General features: G+C 34.7%; 21 protein-coding genes. All 21 read right to left on the reverse strand.

From position 1 onward, the window contains the following. Positions 1-188: 188 nt before the first annotated feature. Positions 189-884 (reverse strand): CvpA family protein, encoded by a 696-nt coding sequence (locus GXX20_05770; protein ID HHW31168.1) that lies wholly within the window; start codon positions 882-884, stop codon positions 189-191. A gap of 3 nt (positions 885-887) precedes the next feature. After that, positions 888-2,090 carry a hypothetical protein gene (locus tag GXX20_05775; protein HHW31169.1) on the reverse strand — a complete coding sequence of 401 codons (1,203 nt, stop codon included), beginning with the start codon at positions 2,088-2,090 and terminating at the stop codon, positions 888-890. A gap of 194 nt (positions 2,091-2,284) precedes the next feature. Next, positions 2,285-3,712 carry a DUF4340 domain-containing protein gene (locus GXX20_05780; GenBank protein HHW31170.1) on the reverse strand — a complete coding sequence of 476 codons (1,428 nt, stop codon included), beginning with the start codon at positions 3,710-3,712 and terminating at the stop codon, positions 2,285-2,287. After that, the gene (locus GXX20_05785) at positions 3,709-5,169 is read right to left on the reverse strand and encodes a GldG family protein (GenBank protein HHW31171.1); all 1,461 of its coding nucleotides are present in this window, start codon (positions 5,167-5,169) and stop codon (positions 3,709-3,711) included. The genes GXX20_05780 and GXX20_05785 overlap by 4 nt, the downstream gene beginning before the upstream one ends. A gap of 6 nt (positions 5,170-5,175) precedes the next feature. Beyond that, the gene (locus GXX20_05790; GenBank protein HHW31172.1) at positions 5,176-5,880 is read right to left on the reverse strand and encodes an ABC transporter permease; all 705 of its coding nucleotides are present in this window, start codon (positions 5,878-5,880) and stop codon (positions 5,176-5,178) included. Then, positions 5,881-6,831: an ATP-binding cassette domain-containing protein gene (locus GXX20_05795; GenBank protein HHW31173.1), complete on the reverse strand. Its 951-nt coding sequence runs from the start codon at positions 6,829-6,831 to the stop codon at positions 5,881-5,883. 294 nt (positions 6,832-7,125) lie between these two features. After that, positions 7,126-9,816, reverse strand: a complete 2,691-nt coding sequence (locus GXX20_05800; protein HHW31174.1) for a calcium-translocating P-type ATPase, SERCA-type — start codon at positions 9,814-9,816, stop codon at positions 7,126-7,128. A gap of 151 nt (positions 9,817-9,967) precedes the next feature. Continuing rightward, a complete protein-coding gene (locus GXX20_05805) occupies positions 9,968-10,819 on the reverse strand; it encodes an aminotransferase IV (protein HHW31175.1) in 852 nt (283 codons plus the stop codon). 247 nt (positions 10,820-11,066) lie between these two features. Then, entirely contained in the window at positions 11,067-11,738 is a 672-nt protein-coding gene (locus GXX20_05810) for an MgtC/SapB family protein (protein HHW31176.1), read from the reverse strand. A gap of 10 nt (positions 11,739-11,748) precedes the next feature. After that, entirely contained in the window at positions 11,749-13,431 is a 1,683-nt protein-coding gene (locus GXX20_05815; GenBank protein HHW31177.1) for a glycoside hydrolase, read from the reverse strand. Positions 13,432-13,635: 204 nt separating this feature from the next. Next, positions 13,636-14,139: a hypothetical protein gene (locus tag GXX20_05820; protein HHW31178.1), complete on the reverse strand. Its 504-nt coding sequence runs from the start codon at positions 14,137-14,139 to the stop codon at positions 13,636-13,638. Between the two features lie 257 nt (positions 14,140-14,396). After that, positions 14,397-16,031, reverse strand: coding sequence for a chaperonin GroEL (gene groL, locus GXX20_05825; protein HHW31179.1), 1,635 nt, complete (start codon positions 16,029-16,031; stop codon positions 14,397-14,399). A 73-nt stretch (positions 16,032-16,104) separates the two neighbouring features. Next, positions 16,105-16,389 (reverse strand): co-chaperone GroES, encoded by a 285-nt coding sequence (locus tag GXX20_05830; GenBank protein HHW31180.1) that lies wholly within the window; start codon positions 16,387-16,389, stop codon positions 16,105-16,107. 190 nt (positions 16,390-16,579) lie between these two features. Next, a complete protein-coding gene (locus GXX20_05835; protein ID HHW31181.1) occupies positions 16,580-17,512 on the reverse strand; it encodes a tetratricopeptide repeat protein in 933 nt (310 codons plus the stop codon). 24 nt (positions 17,513-17,536) lie between these two features. Continuing rightward, positions 17,537-18,196 carry a bifunctional phosphoribosyl-AMP cyclohydrolase/phosphoribosyl-ATP diphosphatase HisIE gene (locus GXX20_05840; GenBank protein ID HHW31182.1) on the reverse strand — a complete coding sequence of 220 codons (660 nt, stop codon included), beginning with the start codon at positions 18,194-18,196 and terminating at the stop codon, positions 17,537-17,539. 307 nt (positions 18,197-18,503) lie between these two features. Then, entirely contained in the window at positions 18,504-19,226 is a 723-nt protein-coding gene (gene hisA, locus GXX20_05845; GenBank protein HHW31183.1) for a 1-(5-phosphoribosyl)-5-[(5-phosphoribosylamino)methylideneamino]imidazole-4-carboxamide isomerase, read from the reverse strand. Positions 19,227-19,587: 361 nt separating this feature from the next. Further along, on the reverse strand, positions 19,588-20,175 hold the full coding sequence (hisB, locus tag GXX20_05850; protein ID HHW31184.1) for an imidazoleglycerol-phosphate dehydratase HisB: 588 nt from the start codon (positions 20,173-20,175) through the stop codon (positions 19,588-19,590). Positions 20,176-20,458: 283 nt separating this feature from the next. Continuing rightward, positions 20,459-21,520, reverse strand: coding sequence for a histidinol-phosphate transaminase (locus tag GXX20_05855; protein ID HHW31185.1), 1,062 nt, complete (start codon positions 21,518-21,520; stop codon positions 20,459-20,461). After that, the gene (hisD, locus tag GXX20_05860; protein HHW31186.1) at positions 21,517-22,827 is read right to left on the reverse strand and encodes a histidinol dehydrogenase; all 1,311 of its coding nucleotides are present in this window, start codon (positions 22,825-22,827) and stop codon (positions 21,517-21,519) included. The genes GXX20_05855 and hisD overlap by 4 nt, the downstream gene beginning before the upstream one ends. Beyond that, positions 22,811-23,476 carry an ATP phosphoribosyltransferase gene (locus tag GXX20_05865; GenBank protein ID HHW31187.1) on the reverse strand — a complete coding sequence of 222 codons (666 nt, stop codon included), beginning with the start codon at positions 23,474-23,476 and terminating at the stop codon, positions 22,811-22,813. The genes hisD and GXX20_05865 overlap by 17 nt, the downstream gene beginning before the upstream one ends. Before the next feature lie 373 nt (positions 23,477-23,849). After that, the gene (hisZ, locus tag GXX20_05870) at positions 23,850-25,103 is read right to left on the reverse strand and encodes an ATP phosphoribosyltransferase regulatory subunit (GenBank protein HHW31188.1); all 1,254 of its coding nucleotides are present in this window, start codon (positions 25,101-25,103) and stop codon (positions 23,850-23,852) included. Between the last annotated feature and the right edge of the window lie 764 nt (positions 25,104-25,867).

The following is a 25,867-nucleotide window of genomic DNA, read 5'->3' on the forward strand; positions in this document are numbered from 1 at the left end:
TCTATTTGTATTTTTCGTGGAAATTTAACAATTGTTCTTGTATGTGATAATAGCCGGGAATCCCGGCTATTAGTTAGTAAAGTTATTTTACTATTTTACAATATTGATGTAAAGTTGTATTTTAGAAAAAATATAATACGTGAAAATTTTATAGAATATGTACTGTTTTCATTAATCTTAGACAAGCCTCAGTGAAACATCCAATTCATTATAAAGTTATTACTATAAAAGAATTTTGCTATCAGAGACTGGTCGATCGCTCCAAATGTTGCTTCATACTGAGGCCATGCATTGAAAAATACTATTACGGAAAATATTATGTAAACCATAAGGAGTCCTTCTACAGCTCCCAATACCAGACCTCCTGCTTTATCCAACTGCTTTAACACCGGCAAATTTGCTATTCCTTTCAATAAAACTCTTGCTATTAGCAGGCAAACCCTTATTATAATAAATAGTGCTACAAGAGCCGCAATACTAACAGCTACATTGGACAGTTCAGCGCTAACAATGTCAAGTACGCCATTAATGCCTATAATATCCTGCGAATTGGGTATTTGCTCAATCATGCTGTTCTTCATAATTCCCGGAACAGGAAGGTCGTTGACAAAGGAACTTACAGAAACAGAAAGATCTGATGAACCCATTTTGGATACCATAATATCTTTTTGCGTCAGCAGCCCTTTATAAATGGTTGTTTGAAAATAGGACCGAACTCCAATGCCGTTCAAAAACTCAGCCACCTTAGGATAAAGCTTAATGGAAAGTACGGCTGATATAAAAAAGGACGCAATATCAAAAATAGAAATTATAAAACCTTTTTTTAAGCCTATAAAAGTAAACAAAACTATAATTGCCAATACCAGGAAATCACTCCAGTTCATAAACTAATCCCCCTCAATATTAATGATTATCAATTTGTTTTTAGAAACTACAAGTATTTCATTTTTATTAAAAAAACAGAGGTCAGAGATGTCTGACTTTGAACTATATTTATCAAGAATCTTCCCTTTTGAATTAACAAAATATATTTCCCGTGTGGTATTAACTGCAATTACATCATCACAGGTTTGTATATTAAATATCTTGCCATCAATCTTACAACTTGCAATTTCATTTCCTTTTCCATCATATATTATTATTACAGAATCAACGTTTCCATATCGGGTTTTATTCTCATTCTCTGCCCCCACCACAAGGTATTTGCCAAGTAATATATTTGAACTGTAAATCTTCTTAAAGTTTTTGCTCCATTTTTCTTCTCTATCTTTATCAAGATATATTGCCATATTGCTGTTAAGCGCCAAAATGGAATTATCGTTCATATACCATACAGAAGGAAAAACTTCATTTTCTCTCAATATCCTGGCAGAGAAAGGCTCCCCTTTCATATCTGTTATCTCAATACTTGATGATGATGCTATACCTGATAAATCAATACCTGATATAAGCAATTGCTTGGATGAAGGTGATACTTTTGCACTTAAAATAAATCTTTCCGCGATGCTTCTGTTGAACATTTCTATTCCCAGAGGATCATATACTCTAACTCTGCCCCTAAAACCTTTTGCTTCTTCAATGACGGTCACAAACCCTTCTTTGCTGATGTCAGCATTAACTATCTTACCTTCTGACCTAGCTTCCCATTTAACACCTTTTGCCTGCAGAACATAAATATCCATTCCTCCAACATCAGCAACAACAGCTTCCGAGCCATTGGTCTTTACTATAGGCTTATCCATTTGAATACTTCTTGTCCATACCTGGTTTCCATCCTTGTCAAGCATAATAATATGCTCTCTGGTGCATTTGATTATATATTGTTTAAGAACACTAAAACTCGGACGTTCCCTTCCGTCATAATCAAGCTCCCTTATACGTTGTTCCTGACCTTCAGAATCATTCTTATTACTAGGAAATAAACCGGAAATATATTCTTCGAGTCTTACGTTTTTAATGTCAACTCCCTGGCTTTTAATATAAATAACAAAGGCTAACCCTGCAATTAATATGATAAGCATGAAAAACAATACTATGTTGAATTTGCTATTAGCCTTGCCGGTAGCTGGTTTCTCCTCAGATCTTATCATTTGTGCACCCCGGGTTTTTACGTATGTATGTTGGTTTGTACCTTTATCAGTAAAATTAATTCAAGATTTTTATTTATTTTATCATACAATTACCAGAAATAAAATAATATGGGTTGCTTAACAGAAAAGAAATCCTCCAGACAATATTATATATTATCCGGAGGATTACATAGTTCTAAGGCTAATTTTAATTATTAATCGTTACTTTGGTCATTACCTTGATTTTCTATAGCCTCCATGAGTTTCCTGTAACTATCCCTTACCCCATCTGGCTCATCAAATTTCTTTTTGTTAACCAAAATTCCAGAGTATTCACCATTTCTAACCACGTAATAGTAAATGTCATCTTTAGGTATAAATTCGACTTTCATTATTCCTGGGTCTTTCTTCAGGTGATAGGTAAAGGTTATTTCTGCTTCCTTGCCTGAAGGATCGCCTTCGGGGTCCACCTCGCTTAATGTGACTCCTATGAGTGCCTGGTAATATTTCCTGAATACCTGTCTTCCGCTACTATCTTCCATGCTGGCATCTTTACCGTTGACATAGAATTTATCTTTACTTCTGTCTTCTTCATTGGTTTCCAGCACGGATGTTGTAACCTGGCCATCCATTTCTACTTCTATCTTGTTTACATCATTAATATTGACTATATATGCAAACACCTCAACTATTTCTTTTAAAGGTTTATCTATAAACCCAAAAGAATCCATTGATATTGTATATACTTCATTATTATTTTCAAGTTTTGCATATATTTCCTTGCCTTTGACTTTTTCATTACCCAGCAACAATCTTGTTGTTCCTTTAGAACTTTGATATTCAAATACGTACCTTGGATTATCCAGACCATATTTACTAAAATCTGATGGATTTTCTTCTACAAAGTCAATAACACTTGTATTAATAACTGCATCCACCATAGTAACTACTGTTTCATAATAAGTATTTCCTTTAATAGGATAAGTCATAACCCAGGTATCCTCTTCTGTCTTTGAGCTTGAAAAAACTTGCTGTCCATTTCTCTCTAAACTAAAGTATTTAATATCATCTTTTTCTTCCTTGAAAAGCTGTTTCTCCCTTATATCTTTTTTACTTACTTTTATTTTCCCACCTGTATATGAACTTATAGTATATACTTTATTACTATCCTTTTCCTTTGCATAATAACCGCTTCCGGTAGGAGTTTCATCTCCTATTTGTATTGAATATACAGATCCATCATCCATCTTTATGGTTACTGTTACCGGGTTATCCAGTCCATATATTGATAGATCCTGAGCTTCCTCTTCTACAATTTTGTTTGCTACAAGAGACGAAAAGTTAATTGCAATGCTGTTTAAGGTATCCCTGCTAACCCTTAAATTATCAGGAGAAACCAGCTTCCAGTACTTGGTTTCCTTATCATCAACCTTTTCAGTAGCCCTTTCAAAAACAAATGTCCCATCATAATTCTCAATGGTCATTTCCACCATGTTGTCCGTATATAGATCAAAGATTCTTATGATTTCATTACTACCGCCTGTTCCTTCTTTGGGCCTTTTATTATTATTAACAAAAAGATATGCTCCCGTTAACAGCCCTAATATCACTATAAGGATAATTGCATTCTTGTATAATTTCATAGATGCCGCCTCCTTAAGAATACAACAAATCCTGTAATCAAAATAATCAAGGGCAGACCTACTACTACTGCAATACCGGTTATGGTCGATTGAAGAGCAGTAATTTGCAATCTGGGCATTTCATATGATTTAGGAGCGATGAATAAATCATCAGATTTATCCTGCATCCACATTAAGGAATTCAGGAAGAAATACATCCCGTTCAGCGAGTAATTCTGATACCGGCTTATGGCAGTATCACTCATAAAACTACCATTTCCCATAACGAGTATTTTAGAAGGATTAAGACCGCCAACGTATTCCACTGCTACAGCCAAATCCAAAGGTCCTTCAATATCTGCGCCTTTATTCTTGTCTATCTGCTCTCCCACAGCACTATCACTAGTCTTTAACAGAGGAGTTATAGTAATATAATCCTTTTGATTCTTTAGTATATTTATACTTCTTGATACAGGCATGATCATTACAAAACTGTCAGGATTCAAAGATGAATTTATGGAATTTGACTGTAAAATCGGTACCAGATTATAACTATTGTTGGGAATGTGTCTGGTGCTGTCATTTTCTTTTACTCTGTCATAGTTTATGGAAATATTAATTTCTGCCAGAAGTTTCTGGAATTCCGGAAAATCAGGGTTTGTTTCCAATGGATCAAACATAAATATAGCTTCTCCGCCATTTTTAATATAATCAAGGATTTTATTACGTTCACTAGTCGTTATATCCTTTTTGGGAGATACCACTACTAAAATTGCTGCATCATCTGGAACCTTTTCTTCTGAATAGAGATTCAAAGATTTAACATCATAATTATTCCTCTCAAGATATTCCTTAAGAGTGGTATAATCAGTATCTATCTTGGTTTCCTCATGTCCCTCCAGGAAATACACCGTTGGAGTGACTTCAGCAGTTACATATTTAATAGCCCCGGTAAATCCCTGTTCAGCATTTGTTCCTGTTAGCTCATAACTGAAAGTCATCTGGTTAAACCGAGTATTAAAAAGATCGTAATATTCTAATTTTTTCATTTTGCCATTATGCATTACAACAAAATCGCTATAAGATAGATCTTTTAGGTTATCGGGATCCAATTCCTTTATGATACCGGGGTTTTTATCGGGATCAATATACTCTACAGTAACACGAGGATATTTGGCGTAGTTTTCCAAAAGCTCTATGACATCTTTATATCTGTCATCTGAAGTTATTGTTGTTTCATCAAATAAACCTATTATTCTTACATCTTTATCCAGAGAACTTAAAAGTTCCTTTGTAACATCACCAATAGAATATAGCTTATTAGGTGTTAAATCCCATTTTATTCCAAGGAGGTCTACCAACATATTGAGAACAACTGCAATTGCAATAACAACTGCTATTAATATTACAGAATTGCTTCCATATTTTAGTTTTTTGCTAGTAAGAATTTTTTTAATTTTTTCCGTTATATTATTCATATTTTATCACCCCTGACTCCAGCGTCTCCTTTCTATTACTCTTATGGTAATGAACAGGAAAACTCCCACAAAGCTTATATAGTATACTATGGGGCTTAATCCCAGAATACCTACATTAAAATCCTCATACCTTGATATCAGAGAAAACCAGCTTAATATTTTAGATGTTATTCCTCCCGCAATATTTCCTATGCTGTCGGCAAGCCACATTATCAACAAACTTACAAAAGCAATTACAACTGCGACAACCTGGTTTTCAGTAAGAGAAGAAGCAAACACACCTACTGATAAAAAGGCAGCGCCTAACAAGATAAAACCTATATAACCACCTACAAGCTGTACAGTAAGCTGTCCTCCATATGCAATCAAAATAATAGGGTAAATGAAAGTAATAGCTGTCATTACAAGAAAAACAACCAGGGTTGCAAGATATTTTCCTATAACAATGTCTGCAATACTGCAAGGTGAAGTTATGAGCAGCACCTCTGTTCCGTTTTTTCTGTCTTCTGCAAGGATTCTCATCGTCAATACAGGTATTATAAATATAAGTATAAAACCCATTGTATTTAATACACCGTTAAAATCCGCATATTGATAAACAAGATTGGGCCAGAAAAATATAGATGTTAACAATATGAAGAATCCTATTAAAATATAAGCTATGGGTGAATAAAAATAAGATTTTACTTCTTTTTTGAATATTGCAAACATTTAACCCACCTCCTTATTTTCGCTTGTAACAACTTGAAGGAATATCTCTTCAAGGGACATACTTAATGATTTAAGCTCCAATATAGGATATCCTGCTTTTGCCATTGCGAAAAACAAGGGACGTCTTATATCTATATCCTTGTCCGATTCTACAACGTAGCTAATAACGTCCTTTTCTTTTTCAACACTAGGCTCAACATATTTTACACCATAAATTTCCCTAATATAATTTAATACGGAATTTTTGGGACCAGCAATTGTAACTGAAATCTTTGATATGGTACCTAGACCTTTAGAAAGGTTATCAGGTGTATCAATAGCTGCAATTTCCCCTTTATTTATTATTACTACCCTTTCGCACACAGCACTTACTTCAGGCAATATATGGGAACTTAATATAATAGTATGTTCCTTTCCCAAAGCTTTAATCAGTCTTCTTATTTCTATAATCTGTTTTGGATCAAGACCTACTGTAGGCTCATCAAGTATAAGAACTTCAGGGTTTCCAATCAGGGCTTGGGCTAGTCCTACTCTCTGCCTGTAACCCTTTGACAGATTTTTGATCAATCTGTTTCTGTGGTCGCCAATCTTTACAAGTTCCATAATATCGTTGATTTGGCTCCACTTCTTAGCCTTATCCACTTGCTTTAAATCACTTACAAAACTTAGATAATCTTTTACTGTCATATCCAAGTAGACCGGAGGTTGCTCTGGTAAGAACCCTATCCTCTTTTTTACTTCCTTTGGTTCTTCTAAAATATCATAACCACATACCTTGACAGTACCTTCACTGGCAGGTATATACCCTGTTATGATATTCATTGTAGTAGATTTCCCTGCTCCGTTAGGGCCAAGGAATCCGAGAATCTCGCCTTTTTCTACTCTGAAACTGATGTTGTTAACAGCTTTTATTTGACCATATCTCTTGGTCAAATTACTTATTTCTATCATGCAATTCCTCCTTTACACAGTTCCCAGTTGGACTCCTTCTTTCTGTTCACTGTAGTATAATGCATTTTTAATAATGGCAAATACATTTTACGAAATTATGAACAATTTGTAACAAAAAGTTCATACTCTCCGAACTCTCCAGTCCAATACATAAAGTATATAGTTTATTTGCAGGCATTTCAATATGGGAAGATAAAAAGGGGACAGTCCTGCCTTTTTTAATGTAAAAAAGGCAGGACTGTCCCTCTGTCTTTCAGGGCTGTCCCTCTGACTCGGGCTGTCTCTCTGTCCTCCTTATCTCTGCCTAAATCTTATAAAGCTTGACACTACAGGACCTAGAAATGTAAATCCCCCAACAATAAGCCACTCGTTTACCGACAGGGCTGTTGTCTTGAATAATACCTGTAAAGGTGGAATATATACTACAACAAGCATCATTATAAGAGAACACATAACTGCCAGAACAAGATATATATTGTTAAACCATGGTATTTCAAATATTGTTTTCCTTTCTGATTTGCATTCAAACACATGGGTCAGCTGAGTCAGTACCAGTGTCATAAATGCGCTTGTTCTGGCCAGAACAATATCCCGTGTTAAATATATTATACTTACAAACACGGCCAAAGTACTTAACCCCAGCAGAATACCCCTTAAAATAATCAAAAATACCAGTCCATCAGAAAATATACTGCTTTTTGAACTTCTCGGTGACCTCATCATTATATCTTTTTCTGCTGGCTCTAAACCTAAAGCCATTGCCGGAAGCCCGTCTGTTACAAGATTAACCCACAAAACCTGGATTGGCATGAGAGGAATTGGCAAACCCAAAAGCATTCCTAGGAACATGGTGAGTACTTCTCCAATGTTACATGCCAGAAGATATCTTATGAATTTTCTTATATTGCTGTATATTACTCTTCCTTCTTCAATTGCAGCTACTATAGTGGCAAAATTATCGTCCATCAATATCATTGATGATGCCTCTTTTGTCACATCAGTGCCGGTAAGCCCCATGGAAATTCCAATATCCGACTCTTTTATTGCAGGAGCATCGTTAACACCATCACCGGTCATGGCTACAATAAGACCCTTCCTCTTCAATGCCCTGACTATCATAAGTTTATGGGCAGGAGTAACCCTTGCGTATACACTCACATTTTCTACAATTTTTTGGAGTTTGATATCATCCATATCGTCCAGTTCTGATCCTGTAAGCACAAGGTCTCCTTTTTTGTAAATTCCCAATTCCTGCGCAATAGTCGTAGCAGTAGTTTTATGATCTCCTGTAATCATTACCGTTTTTATCCCGGCTGTCTTGCACTTCATTACAGCTTCCGCCGCTTCCTTCCGCGGTGGATCTATCATGCCTATTAACCCCACAAATATCAGGTTGTTTTCAACTTCTTCCTGCTTATTTCCTCTAGAATTATATTTTTTGTATGCAACTCCAAGTACCCTTAGAGCCTCTCTTGCCATCTCTTCATTTTGGTTAAGTATACGTTTTTTAAATTCACTTGTAAGTGGAATAATACCTCCAGCCATATATATACTGGTGCATTTATTTATAATAATGTCAGGAGCTCCTTTGGTAAATACAAAAGATTCTCCGTTGTTGTTCCTGCATATTACCGACATGCATTTTCTTTCAGAATCAAAAGGTATTTCTCCAATCCTCATATATTTTTCCTTGAGACCTGATTCTGTTATTCCATACTTAGATGCTGCAACAAGAAGTGCTATTTCCGTTGGGTCTCCTGAAATATCAGCAGCACTAAAGTTTATATTCTTCTTTTTTGTAAACTTTTTGATAATACCGTTTCTTTCCATGCTGCTGGATATACTTGAATTATTACAAAGAGCACCTATTTCGAGTGCTGTTTTTAATAAATCCTCCGTTCTTGATAAGTTTGTCATTTTTGAAAATGCTTTTGAATCATTTATCTGAAAAATAGTTCCACCGGTATATACTTTTCTGACCGTCATTTTATTTTCTGTGAGAGTACCGGTTTTGTCGGAACATATAACATTGGCACATCCTAATGTTTCCACTGCGGGAAGTTTTCTTACCAGAGCATTTCTTTTCATCATACGCTGAACACCTAGGGCAAGGGAAATTGTTACTATTGCAGGAAGCCCTTCAGGGACGGCAGCTACAGCAAGGCTTATTCCGGACAGCAACATAGTAAACAGGTTTTCTCCTCTGAGGATTCCTGTAACTGAAACAATTGCACAAATTGTAAGGCATGCGTAAACAATTAGCTTTCCTAGATGATCAAGTTTCTTTTGGAGAGGAGTTTGCTCATCCTCAATACTGTGAATCATGTGGGCTATTTTCCCCATTTCAGTATTCATTCCCGTTGCATAAACAATAGCTGAAGCCCTACCCATTGTAACCACAGTACCCATATAAACAGAATGTTTTTTTTCAGGCAAAGAACTACCTCTCCTGATATCAGATCCTGCATACTTTTCTACAGGAACAGATTCACCGGTGAGCAGGGATTCATCTACCTGCAAATTTACAGCTTCAAGCAGTACCGAGTCTGCAGGAACCCTATCTCCTGCTTCCAGCAAGATTAGATCTCCTGGTACAATTTCTTCCGCCGGTATAGTCAAATGCTTATTATCCCTTATTACTTTTGCTGTTGGTGCGGTAAGTTCCTTTAACGCCTCAAGAGTCTTTTCTGTTCTGTATTCCTGGATAAATCCCATTATGGCATTTATAATGACTATGGCTATTATGGTGAAAGCTTCGGTCATTTCACCCATAAATGCAGATATGGCCGTTGAAACCAAAAGTACAATGACCATAAAATCACTGAATTGATCCAGCAGTATCTTAAAAGCTGAAATATTTCTTTTTCCTATTATAATATTTGGCCCGTATTCATTTATTCTCCTTTTAGCTTCTTTCTCACTAATACCAGAAGCAAGTTCTTTACCATAACCTGTATTTTTTTCTAAAGATTTTATCAAATGCAATAAAAGTCACCTCTCTTTTCTTCATGTCCTATTTTTATTCAAGAGAGGTGAAAATTAGACCTAAAACAAATATCAAAGCTTTATGGTAAAACTGGATATAACCTGAAACTGGATATTACCTGATATTATTAGCCCCTGCTATTATTAGCCATTAAGTAGTACGAGACTTGTATTCTTTAATATATTCCTCTATAAGGCTGTCAAAGCCTTTTCGCGCTGCCAGAATTACCGGGTGGTTGCTGGAATTGAACCTATGACCATTAATAGATGCCACAGGCAGTACTTTAATTGACGTGCCTGATAGAAATAGTCCTTCCATTTCATATAAAGAATCAACACTTATTAATGTTTCAATAATTTCAATATCCTGCCTCCTGCATACATCAATTATGTACTTTCTTGTAACTCCTTTTAAAATGTACTCGTCAGGAGCAGTGTAAATTTTTGATTTCTTAACAAAAAATACATTGGATTTACTTCCTTCGGTTATTTTTCCATTAGCATTGACAAGAAGTGTTTCAAAAATATTTTCTTCTTCTAACTTCTTTTTAACAGCTTCGTTATACGTCAGGTTTTGAACCTTTATGTTGGGATTTTTTCTATCCCATTTAAGCAAACCTACCCTGACACCGTTTTCGAACTCTTCATTTGTAGGGTAATAACTTTTACTTATATACAAAATAACATTTTGGCCATTAGTATCATGATACACAGTTACTTTAACATTACAATTCTGTTTGCCGTTGGCATCTATAACGTTCTTTATACGGTTCCCCAATTCCTGTTCTGAAATATGTAATTTATTTCCCAGCAGCTCTATTGAATTTTTCATTCTTAAATAATGGTCTTCAAAAAATAAAGGGACACCATCTATTATTCTTATAACTTCATAAACAACCTTTTCCTTATCATTTGCTTCCTTATCATTTGCTTTTTGATCCATATTCTCAGATTTTACTATATTACCGTTAATACTTGAATACTCTCCAATGTTATCTATCATATATCTCTTCCTCACTTTATATAAATTCTCACTTTATATATTTCTAATTTGCTTGTCTAATTTAAATTGCGCATGTGAGTTTCGCAAAATAGCGAAAAATTGCATGCGCAATAATTGTTTAACCTATAGCTGCCATAGGTTAAACCGCATATTTATATATGCGGTTTATTAAATAAATAAAAAATATATGACTTGAATTATTATAGCAAATGTTTTCATCTTTGTCAGCAAATAAGAAGTTATGCTTTTAGTTAACTGCTGTAACTTCATAAACTCCTTTTATGGTCCGCAGTTCATCTAAATAATTTCCCGTTTTATTAGCTGGTAATTTCACTGTAAATTTAAATTGGGCAATACTGCTTTCCTCATCACTCATAAAATCTATATTACTGATTTTTATCCCATATTTATAAAGTATATTGCTTATAACGCCAATTTGTCCGGGTAAATTACTTGATCTTATAAGTATTTCCCTGTATCTGTTCTTTCTTGCCAAATGATCCTCAAATTTCTTTAGTAGAATAAGAGTAATATAGATAAGAGCAGCTGCAGTAATAGCTCCAGTATAAAATCCACCTCCAGTGGCAAGCCCTACACATGATACTGCCCACAGGCTTGCAGCTGTAGTAAGTCCCCTTACATTGTAACCTTCACGGATTATTGTTCCGGCTCCTAAAAATCCTATCCCGCTTATAACCTGTGCACCAAGCCTTGTAGGATCAAAGTTAGTTTTTCCGGCATATACACTAAACATATATTCTGCAGTGCACATTATTAATGCAGAACCAACACATACAAGTATATGAGTTCTGAATCCTGCTGGCCTGTTTGTCTTTTCTCTTTCGTAACCAATTACACCACCTAATACACAAGAAAGAACTAGTCTGAAAATAAAGGTAAAATATAATTGGAAATCCATATGTTACCTCCTAATCACTTGATGCATATTGTATATGACTATTCTCAGCCTTCCATTCCTGAAAACTACCAGTAACTTTCAAGTTTTTATTCAATACGTTCCATACTTCAGATGTCACAAAACCTCTCTGCCAGGATGCAACTCCTGCCAGCTTATACTTATGAACAAGAGAGGATTTTAAATTAACAGAAACTGGGTCTTCAAGCCATATTTTATATACACAATTATCTTTTGAAAATTCAGCATAGTACTGGCCACTTTTTTCATCCCAAACCAATTCAGCGTTATTTTCCTGCACATATTTCTTTGCGGCATCCATAGAAAAAACTTTTGGGCTTGAAACCTTAACAACTCCTTTCTCATCTACTTCTTCTTTCCATAGCCTTGTATAAAAAGGAATGCCCAAAAGAAGTTTTTCCCTGGGAACCTCTTTTAGTAACTTTTTTACATTTTCTTCTACCCATGTAATTTCCGCAACTGATCCCGCCTTTGGGCTCGTAGCCCAATGCTGGTCATATGTCATTAGAGCAACATAATCCACCACTTCACCAAGAGCCTTTCTGTCATAGCAGAGAGACCAGGTATCACTTCCGTCAGGTACTGATACATCAATGGACACTACTAACCCCTGTTCTTTAAGAAGTGGTGTTATTTCTCTTACAAATTGTGTTAAAGCGTCTTTATCTTTTTTATAAATATTTTCAAAATCAATATTTATACCATCTAATTTATATAGAGCTGCATATGCCAGTATTTCCCTGATCGCATTCTCTCTGTAATCTGTATTATTCAAAAATTTTTCAGTCATCTCAATATCATTGAAATCATTACTAAAAAGAGCCCATACTTTATAACCATTCCTATGAGCCCATTCAACATATACCGGATCTGCCCTGTTAATTAATTTCCCCTCTGCATTAGCCAGTTGAAACCAAGTAGGTGAAATTACATCTAGTCCTTCAATTTTTCCTATACTTGATAGGTCAGGTCTTCCACTGTACATCATATCCCATACAAGATTTATCTTGCCGTTTTCAGGTTTCCAAGGCCCATCATCTTTTTCTAATTCTGGTAAACTATTAACAAGAATCTTCCTCAATACAACGTATTTTTTTTCAATAAAACCTATTTCTCCTGCCGCAGTTCTGATCTTGTACCAGTCTTTATACTCCTCGAATACCCTTAATTTAAGGTCCTCTGGTTTATCCTTCTCCAAATCAAACTTTCTTATTATAGGGTACTTTCTTGATCGTCCCTTCCTCACTACTGCATTGGCATCAATAGGTTCAGCTATCTGAATTATTGTATTGATATGGTCAATTATTATAACATTATTGTCTTCTATATATTGCAATTCAATTTTATAGAACTCAGCCAAAAATTCTATAGGTATATATATAACTCCGTTTTCTTCAATAACAGGTATGTTAAGTAGCATTTCTTCATTGTTTACAATCGCGTTTAGATTTCCGGTTTTCATTCTAATTACCCGGTCTTTTGTAGTAATGGTAACTTTCTTAAGATTATTGTCCCAGTATATATAGGGATCAATATATTCTTTAATTACACTTAATGGTAATAATATCTCTCCATCCATAATTTTAGGTTCTTCAGATGTATTAATAATTTCATCTTCAATAATCAGATTCAGTTTGTTTTCATCGAAAGCAGGTACAAAGGTATTATTCTCCATAAAAAAGAAATAGTAACCTGAATATATTATGGCACTTAGACTTATAAAACAAAATGATATCAGGAACAGTATAATAATATTCCTCTTTAATCTGCGATAGTTATCCCGTTTTCTGCTGACCACGACCTGACCCCTTTACATAAATAATCTGATACAAATAGTAAAAAATATATACCAAGAAAAATACAAATTATTATTCAAATATTATTCAAATACTTTCCTAGGTATGAATAATTTGAAGTTATTAAGCATTCTTTCATCAGGTTCAAAAACAACTAACGTTCTCTCACCCTTGTAATTTAAAGTAAAGAAATATGCATCCGGAGAATTTATGTCACTTGCAGCTAAAATTTTTTTCGGTATATTCTGCACCGAGGAGTTGAAATGATTGCTGCTTACCTTAGCAACTATATCAAATTCCTTACAGTTTGCACTAAATATTCTTTTTCTTTTTCTTTGGTCGATTATCATATCAATATCCAGGTCTCCATTTGTCACCAGATACTCAAATTCGATATTTCTTGCCTTTATTAATCTATATGCAAGGTAAACAATACCAGTAGTGATAATGAGTCCGAATTGATTTACTATTGGTATATTAAGAATTATGAGTACCAATAATAACGCTGCCAGAACAATACCTATATTAAATAATATATCCTTAAAATCTTTTCTTTTTGCAACTATTTTTTCAAAAAAAGTGTCCATTTAATCCTCCCAATATACATCTTTTAGACTGATTTTAACATAAACATCTTTAGTTAACAATATATTTAAAGCCAAGGAATATAATCCCTGGCTCTAAATATATTACATCTGGACTTTATTCTTCTATATAGTTATATATAGTTATATGCAAATATATCTATATAGCCTGTATATAATTAACTATAAACTCAAATATATGATTAATACTAAACTCAGTGTTACGGAATGACTCAATCCTTCAATACGTCTTTAATCTTTTAGTACATTCCGCCCATTCCGCCTTGCATTCCTGCTCCACCCGGCATAGGTGGTTCTTTTTCTGGCTTGTCAGCAACGAGGCATTCAGTAGTAAGAACCATAGCAGCTACAGACGCAGCATTCTGCAGAGCTGACCTTGTGACTTTTGCCGGATCAACTATACCTTCATCAATCATATTTACATATTCTCCGGTTAATGCATTGAAACCAATGCCTGCTTTACTGCCTTTAACCTTATCTACTATAACTGAGCCCTCAACACCAGCATTTGCGGCAATCTGTCTGATAGGCTCTTCGAGAGCTCTAAGTACAATCTGTACACCTGTCTTTTCATCACCGGTCAATTCATCAAGAAGTTTTGAAACCTTAGAAATTGCGCTAATGTATGCTACTCCACCGCCAGATACAATACCTTCTTCAACAGCAGCCTTTGTAGCAGCCAATGCGTCTTCAATTCTCAGTTTCTTTTCTTTCATTTCTGTTTCAGTTGCAGCACCTACTTGAATTACTGCTACGCCGCCAGAAAGTTTCGCGAGTCTTTCCTGTAATTTTTCTCTGTCAAAGTCTGATGTGGTTTCTTCAATCTGAGATTTAATTGAAGCAATTCTTGCCTTAATTTTTTCAGGATCTCCTGCTCCATCAACAATGATGGTGTTTTCTTTCTGAACGATAACCTGTCTTGCTCTACCTAATTGAGAAATTCTGGCATCTTTCAATTCAAGTCCAAGTTCTTCGGAAATAACTTCTCCACCGGTAAGAATCGCAATATCCTGGAGCATAGCTTTTCTTCTGTCTCCAAATCCAGGAGCTTTTACTGCTACACAAGAGAATGTACCTCTTAATTTATTTACAATCAGAGTAGCAAGGGCTTCGCCTTCAACATCTTCAGCAATAACAACCAGCTTTTTGCCCTGCTGTACAATTTGCTCTAGTAATGGCAGGATATCTTGAACATTGGATATTTTCTTATCAGTTATTAAAATCAGAGGATCATCTAAAACAGCTTCCATTTTTTCGGTATCTGTTACCATATAGGAAGATATATATCCCCTGTCAAATTGCATTCCTTCAACAACTTCAAGGTTTGTCCCCATTGTTTTGCCTTCTTCAACGGTGATTACTCCGTCATTTGTTACTTTTTCCATAGCGTCGGCAATCAGGTTTCCAATAACCTCATCATTTGATGATATTGAAGCAACTCTTGCAATATCACTCTTCCCTTTTACTTTCTGACTAATTTCTTTTATAGCATCAACCGCTGTATCAACTGCTTTGGCAATACCTTTTTTAACTATCATAGGATTTGCGCCTGCTGCAACATTCTTTAAGCCTTCTCTAATTAAAGCCTGAGCAAGCACAATAGCTGTGGTTGTCCCATCTCCTGCTACATCATTAGTTTTTGTGGCAACTTCCCTGAGAAGTTGAGCACCCATATTTTCAAATTTATCTTCCAGTTCAATTTCTTTTGCAATAGTAACTCCATCATTTGTTATGAGGGGAGCTCCGAATTTTCTTTCCAGCACTACATTTCTACCTTTAGGTCCAAGTGTTACTTTTACTGCGTCAGCCAGCTGATTAACTCCTCTTTCAAGAGCGCGTCTGGCTTCTTCATCAAATATAATTTGTTTTGCCATATCCTAAATCCTCCTCTATTAGATAATCCTCATTAAATACAAAAATAATAATATGTGTAATGTTTATATCCCTTTACTCGACGACAGCTAAAATATCTCCTTGTCTTAAGATAGTGTATTCTTCTCCGTCCAATTTAACTTCTGTTCCTGCATATTTGCTAATAATTACTCTATCACCAACTTTTACTTCCATAACTACTTCTTTTCCATCTACTATTCCGCCAGGACCTACAGCTACAACTTCAGCAATCTGAGGTTTTTCTTTAGCAGTACCCGGCAAAACAATTCCACTCTTTGTAGTTTCTTCAGTTTCCAACATTTTAATTACAACTCTGTCACATAAAGGCTTTATTTTCATTAGATAACCTCCTTCTACTTTTTACAATTTATTAGCACTCACTTTAGTTGAGTGCTAATACAATAATAATATTAATATACTTTCCAATTTTTTATCAAATATGTGATTTTTCTAAAATTTATTGTTAATGGAGAATAAATCTATTTTCCCATTTATTACACACTATTTCCATCGTTTTCATCGTTTTTGGTTATTTTTTGATTCTGACTACATTATCATCAATATCATCGTGCAAGCTTAAGTTTCCTAATTCTTCCATATCCCTTGATTTAAGCACTGTGGTTAAAAATTGTTTCAAATTATCACTAATAATGTCGTTATCTGATATAACACTTAAAAACTGCTTTAGTTCACTAAAAAAGGTCCTCTTTTTGATAGCCTTTAAACTATATATAATACGGAGCTGTTTCTTGATCAAAGCTGAATTGTTTAAATATGCATAGTACATTAACAGGCAAAAGTGTGCTAATGGACTCTCAAACTCCACTTTCAAAACACTCTTTGACACGCTGACAGCTCTTTCAATTTCCCCATTTAAAAAACACATTAAAGAAAGATAGTTCCTTTGATAAATAGCCATAGGATCAATCTCTACAGCTTTATCAAACTTGCAATAAGCCTTTTTATAATTTCCTTCGCGGACTAATGTCATTCCTTCGTTTATAAGCTTGGCAGTTGTTTTTTTTCTGTTTACTCTTCTTTTACCTTCTCCATAAACATCCAAATAATAAAGCACTTCATAGCTTTCATTGGCAAATTCACCAAAGCTGTCAGATTCAATATATTTCTCAAAATATTCCCTGGCCTTGTTAAAATCACCTGAATCAAAATAATTACAGGCTATCCCGAAATAACATTCTGCAATGGTGGGATCAATGTTTTTTATTATATTTAAAAGTATATTGTTTGATTCCTTAATATTTTTTAGTTCAGCATAAACGCATGCAAGATTAAACAGATAGTCTGCATTATAAGGCTCTTTCTCAACTGCTTTTGCAAGAAAATTCAGTGCTTGTAAAGGCTTGTTTTTGCTAATATAACGCAAGCCTGCCCTGAAGAAAAATCCCGGATTACTTCTATATTCATCTATATTCTTTATTTTTTCTGTACTTAAATATGTCACTGCTTAATTTATACCTCCTACCTCCTACCTTCTACTCCTTAACTCGTCAAAAATTTCTTCAAGGGTAAGACCTCTCTCTACTATTAGTACCATCAAGTGATATATTAGGTCGGCTATCTCATATCGAATTTCTTCTTTTGAATTATTCTTTGCTGCAATAATTACTTCAGAGGTTTCTTCTCCAACCTTTTTGAGAATTTTGTCTATACCTTTTTCGAGTAGATAATTGGTATATGATCCTGGTTTAATATTTACCACTCTATCAGCAATAATATCATATAATTCCTTAAGAATTATGGATTTATTTTTATAAACTTCAAAAGCATCAAAATCATGAGGTTTTTTTTCGACAAAACTTCCGTCTTTCAAATTACGGTAAAAGCATGAATAATTGCCTGTATGGCAGGCTCCTCCCTTTTGCTCTACCTTTATAAGAAGTGCGTCTCCGTCGCAATCTATGCTTATTGACTTAATATATTGAAAATGGCCTGAAGTTTCTCCTTTTAGCCATAACTTATTCCTGCTTCTACTCCAATAATGAGCCATACCAGTTTCAATTGACTTATCAAGAGCCTCCTTGTTCATGTAGGCAACCATTAGCACTTCACTGGTTTGGAAATCCTGCACAACAACAGGAATAAGACCGTCATTACCAAATTTTAATTCTTTAACAATATTATTAATATTATTCATTATTTACCCACCATATTCTTAGAACTTGTTAACTATTCTAAAACTAGTCAATTACTTTATGTGTGATTATGCAACATTATTTTACCATATTTTATAAGTATTTTCTATAATTTACTTATTTTTTCAAAATATTGCATTTTCTTTTTAGTTTTATTTTATTTATTCTACATTAAATTATAACTTAATGGTAGATTATTTTCCGATTGTAAAAAAATTTTCTTATCCTCATACTTTTCAAAAATTCCGGAAATAGGTATATCCGCTCTATTTTAACGGATAATCATCCTTAATATTTTATTTAAATTCCGTCTTTATTTCTTTTGAGTATTTCCCTAAGATCAACCGCTCCTGTATATAAAGCCTTCCCAATAATAACGCCGTCTACTCCTGTCTTTTTAAGATCATCAACATCCTTCGGGCTTCCTACTCCTCCTGATGCAATAACTTCAATATCCAGCTCCTTTGCCATCTCTTCCATAGCTTTCAGATTAGGTCCCTTAAGCATTCCATCCCGGGAAATATCGGTGTATATTATGGTTTTAACTCCTATATCTTGCATCTTTTTTGCAAAGTCTACAGAATTTAACTGACTGGTTTTTTCCCATCCCTCTATTGCAACTTTGCCATCCCTGGCATCAATTCCGATTGCGACTCTGGAGCCGTATAAGTTTACCGCTTCTTCAACAAGCTTTCTGTTACTTACTGCTGCAGTTCCCAGAATAACTCTTCGTACTCCTATATTCAATACTTTCTGTATAGTTTCCATTGTCCGGATTCCACCTCCTGTTTGAAGTGGAATTTGGAGTTTATATGCCATTTCTCTAATAATCTCAAGATTTTTAATCTCACCAGTCCGCGCTCCATCAAGGTCAACAACATGCAGATACTCCGCCCCCATTTTTTCCCATTTAAGGGCTATATCTACCGGATTATCTGAATATACTGTCGCATCATCAAATCTGCCTTGTATAAGTCTTACACATTTTCCATCCTTTATATCAATTGCCGGATAAATAACCATATTTATACTTCTCCTGTTCATCAATTTTCTGTGTAAATTTTTTATTATAAATTTTTATGTAAATTATATGCATAATTTTTCTGTATAATCTTCTGTATAATCTTCTGTTTAATCTTCTGTCTAATTCTTTTGTCATACAACTTGTTATACAACCTAAAAAATGCAACCAAATAAATATTCGTTTATAGGAAAACTTTTCAAGCTCTACTCGTTTAACCAAGCAACAGGGAGCCTCTCCCTTATATAAGCTGGAGCTGAATTGATACAAATTATAAATAACATAATTATTCAGTGGTGAACTGCAAGGCTCCCACTGAATCTTCGAGCGAAGGGAGTTTACTTTATATTTTTTATATTTATATTAAAGAATTCCTTTTGTAGACATGACGCCCTGTATTCTCTGGTCAAACTGAGTAGCCTCATCTAAAGCTCTGCCGAAAGCTTTAAATAACCCTTCAATAATGTGGTGAGAGTTACTTCCATATAACCCTTTTATATGTAAGGTAATGCCGCCATTAAAAGCAACTGCCCTGAAAAATTCTTCAACCAGTTCAGTTTCCATATCTCCTATTTTTTCAATTACATGGGGAATATCAAAAACTAAAAAGGGCCTGTCACTTAAATCAAGTACTACTAAAGCCAGTGATTCATCCATTGGAACATAGGCTGTTCCATATCTTTTAATAGATTCCTTATTTCCCAGAGCTTTTTTTATGGCCTGGCCAAGCACAATTCCAATATCTTCTACAGTATGATGGCTGTCAACTTCCAGATCCCCTTCTGCTCTTACTTCGAGATCAAAAAAACCATGCCTGGCAAACAGGGATAGCATGTGGTCTAAAAAACCTATCCCTGTTTTAATACTGCTATTACCAATGCCATCTATATTAATTCTCAAAGATATATTAGTCTCATTTGTTTTCCTTGTAATTTCCACTTTTCTCTCCATATATATCTCTCCTGTTTTTATAGCTTTTAAATAATCTATTTATATACTCTATTAATAAGTTTTTATAAACTGATAAGCTTTTTATCACCAGTTGGCATAACAGATTTGACTCTTTTCTACGCAATCTTACATTTTATGTTTCTTTTTCTTAAATATCTAGCTTATTTATTTTATATACTATAAGTCTTTTTTTAGAGTCTTATATGAGTTAAAATGCCTCAATATGGTTAACATGCTGTAATACCTGTAATAGCTGTTATACTCTTATATAGCTGTTATATTCTTAAATAACTGTGATATTCTTAACTTCTTCTAGGAAACAGTCCATTTGTTCATCAGTGCCGATGGTAACTCTCAAATAATTGTCTATTCTAGGTTTGTTAAAATATCTTACAAGGATTCCCCTTTCCTTCAATTTGTTGAAAATATCCACTGCAGGTATAACAGGATGGCTTATGAATACAAAATTTGCCTTGGAATCAACAACATTAAATCCTAATTCTTTCAATTTTACTATTATTCTTTCACGGGTATTAATGATTTTTCTACTGGTGCTTTTAAAATATTCATAATCTTTTATAGCTTCCATAGCACCTGCCATGGCAATTCTGTCAATGGTATATGAATTAATCGAATTTTTTATCCTGCTCAGCCCCTGTATTAATTCCTCATTTCCTAAAGCAAATCCTATTCTTAAGCCCGCAAGAGAATGGGACTTGGAGAAAGTCCTGATTATTAGAAGATTAGGATAGTTTTTTATTAATTCCACAGTTGATTCAGCTCCAAAATCAACATATGCCTCATCAATGATTACAACTACATTTTTATTATAGTCCAGTATTTTCTTTATGGACTCTATGGAAATATCTTTTCCTGTAGGCGCATTAGGATTAGGGAAAATAATGCCTCCATTCTCCCTGAAGAAAAGCTCAACAGGAATAGAAAATTCCTCATCCAGCCTGACGGTTTCATATTTTATATTAAACAAATCTGCATAAACTGGATAAAAGGTATATGTAACATCCGGAAATAGTATAGGCCTGTCCGGATTAAAAAATGCCAAAAAGGAGAAAGCTAGTAATTCATCTGATCCGTTTCCGGCATAAACATTTTCTATATTCAGGTTAAAATAACTGGCAATTACTTCTCTAAGCTCATAACACTCAGGATCAGGATACAGCCTTATATCACTGTTAGCAGCATCTTTCATTGCCTGAATAACCCGTTCGGAAGGCGGATAGGGATTTTCATTGGTATTCAGCTTTATATATTTTCTGTCTTTTGGCTGTTCTCCAGGAATGTACGGATTTATATTTTTTACAACATTGCTCCAGTAAATACTCAAAAATTCCCCTCCTCTCCAATCTCTTCAAATCTTACCCTAATAGCATTTGCATGGGCATCAAGTTTTTCAGCTTCAGCAAACCTTATCACATCATCCTTAACGGATTTTAAGGCATCTCTGCTATATGAGATAATACTTGATTTCTTCATAAAATCTTCCAGGCTTAAAGGAGAGAAAAACCTGGCTGTACCACCGGTAGGCAGGACATGGTTTGGTCCTGCAAAGTAGTCTCCCAGAGGTTCTGAGGAATATTCACCCAGGAAAATAGCTCCGGCATTTTCAATAGAACCTAATAGCTCAAATGGATTTTTCACGCATAATTCCAGATGTTCCGGAGCAGCCCTGTTAACTATATCCACTGCCTGCTCGATAGTCTGAACAATAACAATTGCTCCGTAAGTTTCCAGAGATTTTTTAATAATGTCTTTTCTGCTAAGATATCCGTACTGCCTCTCTATTTCTTTTTGCACTTCTTCTGCAAGTTTTTCAGAGGTAGTAACAAGTATGGATGCCGCAAGTACATCATGCTCCGCCTGGGATAAAAGGTCAGCAGCAATATAGCATGGATTGGCCAGAGCATCTGCTATTATCATGATTTCACTTGGCCCTGCAAACATATCAATGTCACAGTAGCCATAGACCATTTTCTTTGCTGTTGCCACATATATATTTCCGGGTCCAACAATTTTATCTACTTTGGATACGGTTTCTGTCCCGAAAGCCATGGCAGCAATTGCCTGAGCTCCTCCAATCCTGTATATTTCATCAACACCCGCCTCTGATGCTGCAACAAGCATAGCAGGATTTATTACTCCTCCTTTACCCGGAGGTGTAGTCATAACTATTTTTTTGACACCTGCTGTCTTTGCAGGTATTACATTCATCAGGACTGATGAAATAAGTGCCGCAGTTCCCCCCGGAACATATACCCCGACATTTTTTAGAGGCCTGAACATTTGTCCCAATAAGATCCCTTTTGCCTCTGTTGAAAACCAGGAGTTTTGTTTCTGTTTCATATGAAAGTTTTCAATATTTTTTTTAGCTTTTTTAATAACCTCTACAAGTTTTTTATCAGTATTTTTATATGCTTCTTGTATTTCATTGTCTGCAACTCGTATTCTTTCAGGAGGTAAATCCAAGTTATCAAATTTTCTGGTGTATTCTAAAATAGCCTGGTCCCCATTTTCCTTTACGTTATTTATTATACTTTCAACCCTTGACAGAACCTCTTTGTCTTCAAGCTGACTCCTGGAAACAAGCATTTCAAGCAATTCAGCTTCTTTTATTGCATCAATTATTTTTATCATAATTCAAACCGCCTTTTTCTAATTGTGCTCTTAAATTATCCACAATTTTACTTATTCTTTCATATTCCATTTTCATACTTACTCTGTTTACCACAAGTCTGGCACTTACCTCGGCAATAGTATCCAACACAACGAGCCCATTTTCTTTTAATGTACGCCCGCTTTCCACCACATCTACAATTACTTCTGAAAGTCCTACCAGAGGAGCTAATTCTACTGAGCCGTTCAGTTTTATGACCTCAATACTTTCTTTCCTTTTATTTTGAAAATATTCTCTTGCAATTCTGGGATATTTTGTAGCAACTCTTTTGTTATTCAGCTGGTCCAGCTTACCTACCAAATTCGGTGATCCTGCCAGCACAACCTTACAAGCCCCGAAATTCAGATTCAGCACTTCATACAGATTTCTTCCCTCTTCTAAAAGAGTATCCTTCCCAACTATACCCATATCTGCTGCGCCATATTCTACATAGGTGGGAACATCTCCAGGTTTTACAAGCAAAAACCTCGTCTTGTTCTTTTCATCTGTTATTATTAGTTTCCTTGCGGGATTTCTGAGTTCTGAGCAGTCAAAACCCGCTTTTTCCAGCAAATCTGCCGATAACTCGCCGAGTCTTCCTTTTGATATAGCTATTGTTATATATCTCATTTTTCTCACCTCTGGTCAGGATATCTTGACTCCCTTATTAAATCTATTCTGTCATTCTGTATTTTAATTGCTTCGTTTCGGGCTCTGCAGTTTATTAGTTGGATGCAGTTTATCAATTGTAGCAAACTCGCTTCGCTCGGGGATTCAATGGGGATCATGCAATCACCCACTGAAGATGGTTGCTATTATAATTTGCATCAATTCAACTCCCTCTTATAGAAGCGAGAGACTTCTTGATGCTTGGTTAAAGAAAACTGGTACAAATAGTCATCACTTCAGTTAATGTACTACAACGTATTATTGTTTAATATACTATAGGTTAATATATTAATTATTAATATACTATGGTTTAAAATAACTTTTAACTTTTTAATTAATAAGAAAGTCTATCCATATCTGTTTCTATGATCTCACCTGTTTCAAGATTATGTACTTCAATTTTTCCATCTCCCAAAGCATATATAATTCCGCCGATTCCTTTATCCTTCGCATATTCCTTGGCCTTCTCTATTCCTTCACCCAGAATGTTTGCCTCTGTTACAATGCCCTGACTTCTTAGAGCTTCACATAATTCAAAGGCATTTTTTCTTCCTTTGTCTGTATAGCATACCAGGCTTTCAACAGATGGTGTCTTAAAAGTAATATTTTGTCTGTCCAGAGCCATCATGACCATGTTTATGCCTAAAGAAAATCCTGTGGCGGAACATTTTTTACCAAATTTTTCAACCAGATTATCATATCTTCCTCCGCTTAATACTGGGAAACCTATCCCATGGGTAAATCCTCTGAAAATTATTCCGGTATAATAGTTCAAACTTTGTACCATACCCAGATCGATAGAAATATATTTCTCAAGATTGTAATCATCCAGTATCTGAAGTACTCTTCTTAAGTTTTCCAAAGCTTTTAATGAACGGCTATTCATAGTAATTTTTTCAACACTGTCAATAAGATCTGTTGAACCAAATAATTTGGGAAGTCCTAGTATCAGCTTTTTTAAATTCTCTGAAATTCCATATTTCTCTACCAATTCTTCAATGGCCAGATAATCTTTTCGGTCAATTAAAACTCTGATACGCTCAACTTCCTGCTCCGGAAGACCTGTTTCTTCCATAATACCTTTAAAGAATTCCACTTGTCCGATATCAATCTGGAATTCTCTTAGACCTGCCGTCTTAAGAGCTTTAATTGCAAGAGCAATAACCTCTGCATCTGATTCTGGTGTGTTTAAGCCTATTAATTCAAGTCCTGCCTGGGTAAATTCTTTTTGTTTTCCTCCGCCGAATTCATTATATCTAAACATATTACCTATGTAGAAAAATTTAAGGGGATATTTTGCATCCTTAAGCTTCGTAGCTACAATCCTGGCAACAGGTATTGTAGCTTCCGGCCTTAAAACCAGAATCCTGCCCTGTTGGTCAAAGAATTTAAACATTGTTTCCTGGGGAGTTAAATCTGATTCTGCAGAAAATGTATCGTAAAACTCTACGGTGGGAGTTTCAATTTCAAAGTAGCCCCAAAGTCTGAAAAGCTCTCTTATTTTTTGCTCAATATTTCTCTTTGCAAAACATTCATCAAATAATATATCCTGAACACCTTCAGGAGTGTATATTTTCCATTTTGACAAATCATACACCTCACTTGCTTTTTTTGCCCGGTACATCTATAAATTATTAATAATTCCTGTACCCGTTTGTCCCCTTTTTTTTATTTATTCTTTATCTAATTATAAATTTTATTTATTTATACCTTTTTATATTTGCTTTATATTTGTATCTTTTAATAACTGTTTTTACTTTATGTAAGTATTCATGAAAATCTTCGTTATTTCTCAGGTTAATTTTCTGCATGGTTTATTATATTATCTCACTGATTTGTTTTATTATTTTATTACCACATAATTATTTATATTTATACTTGTGCTTTATTAATTTATCGCGCTAAAGTTATAAATTGGTGAATTAAAGATATTATAGTGTAGAAGGATTATTTTGTCAATGGGCAACAGGGGACATTCCTTTTCTTTTCTTCTAGGGTAGGGACATTTTCTAGGTAGGGACAATCCTTTTCTTTTTACCGATATATTGGGAATAAGAAAATATGCTTCTCTAATTTTGATGAGAAGAATTTTTCTAATAAAACTAAGAATACAGGACACTAATAACAAAGTGATACTCTTTTTAATAAATTGACTATATTAAAGTTCTTTTTAAGACTCTTTACTTTAATCAGCTTATATTAACGTAAAGTAAAGAAATGTCCCCTTAGATTAAGTCTATATAATGGTGTAAAAAGAAGTTGAGCCAAAGCTCATACCTCGGTTAGAATATAAGTACCATCAAATACCAAACCGAGGAGGATGAACCATGGCTCAGTTTAATATTACAATAA

This window comes from Clostridiaceae bacterium (assembly GCA_012840395.1).
Lineage (GTDB): Bacteria > Bacillota > Clostridia > Acetivibrionales > DULL01 > DULL01.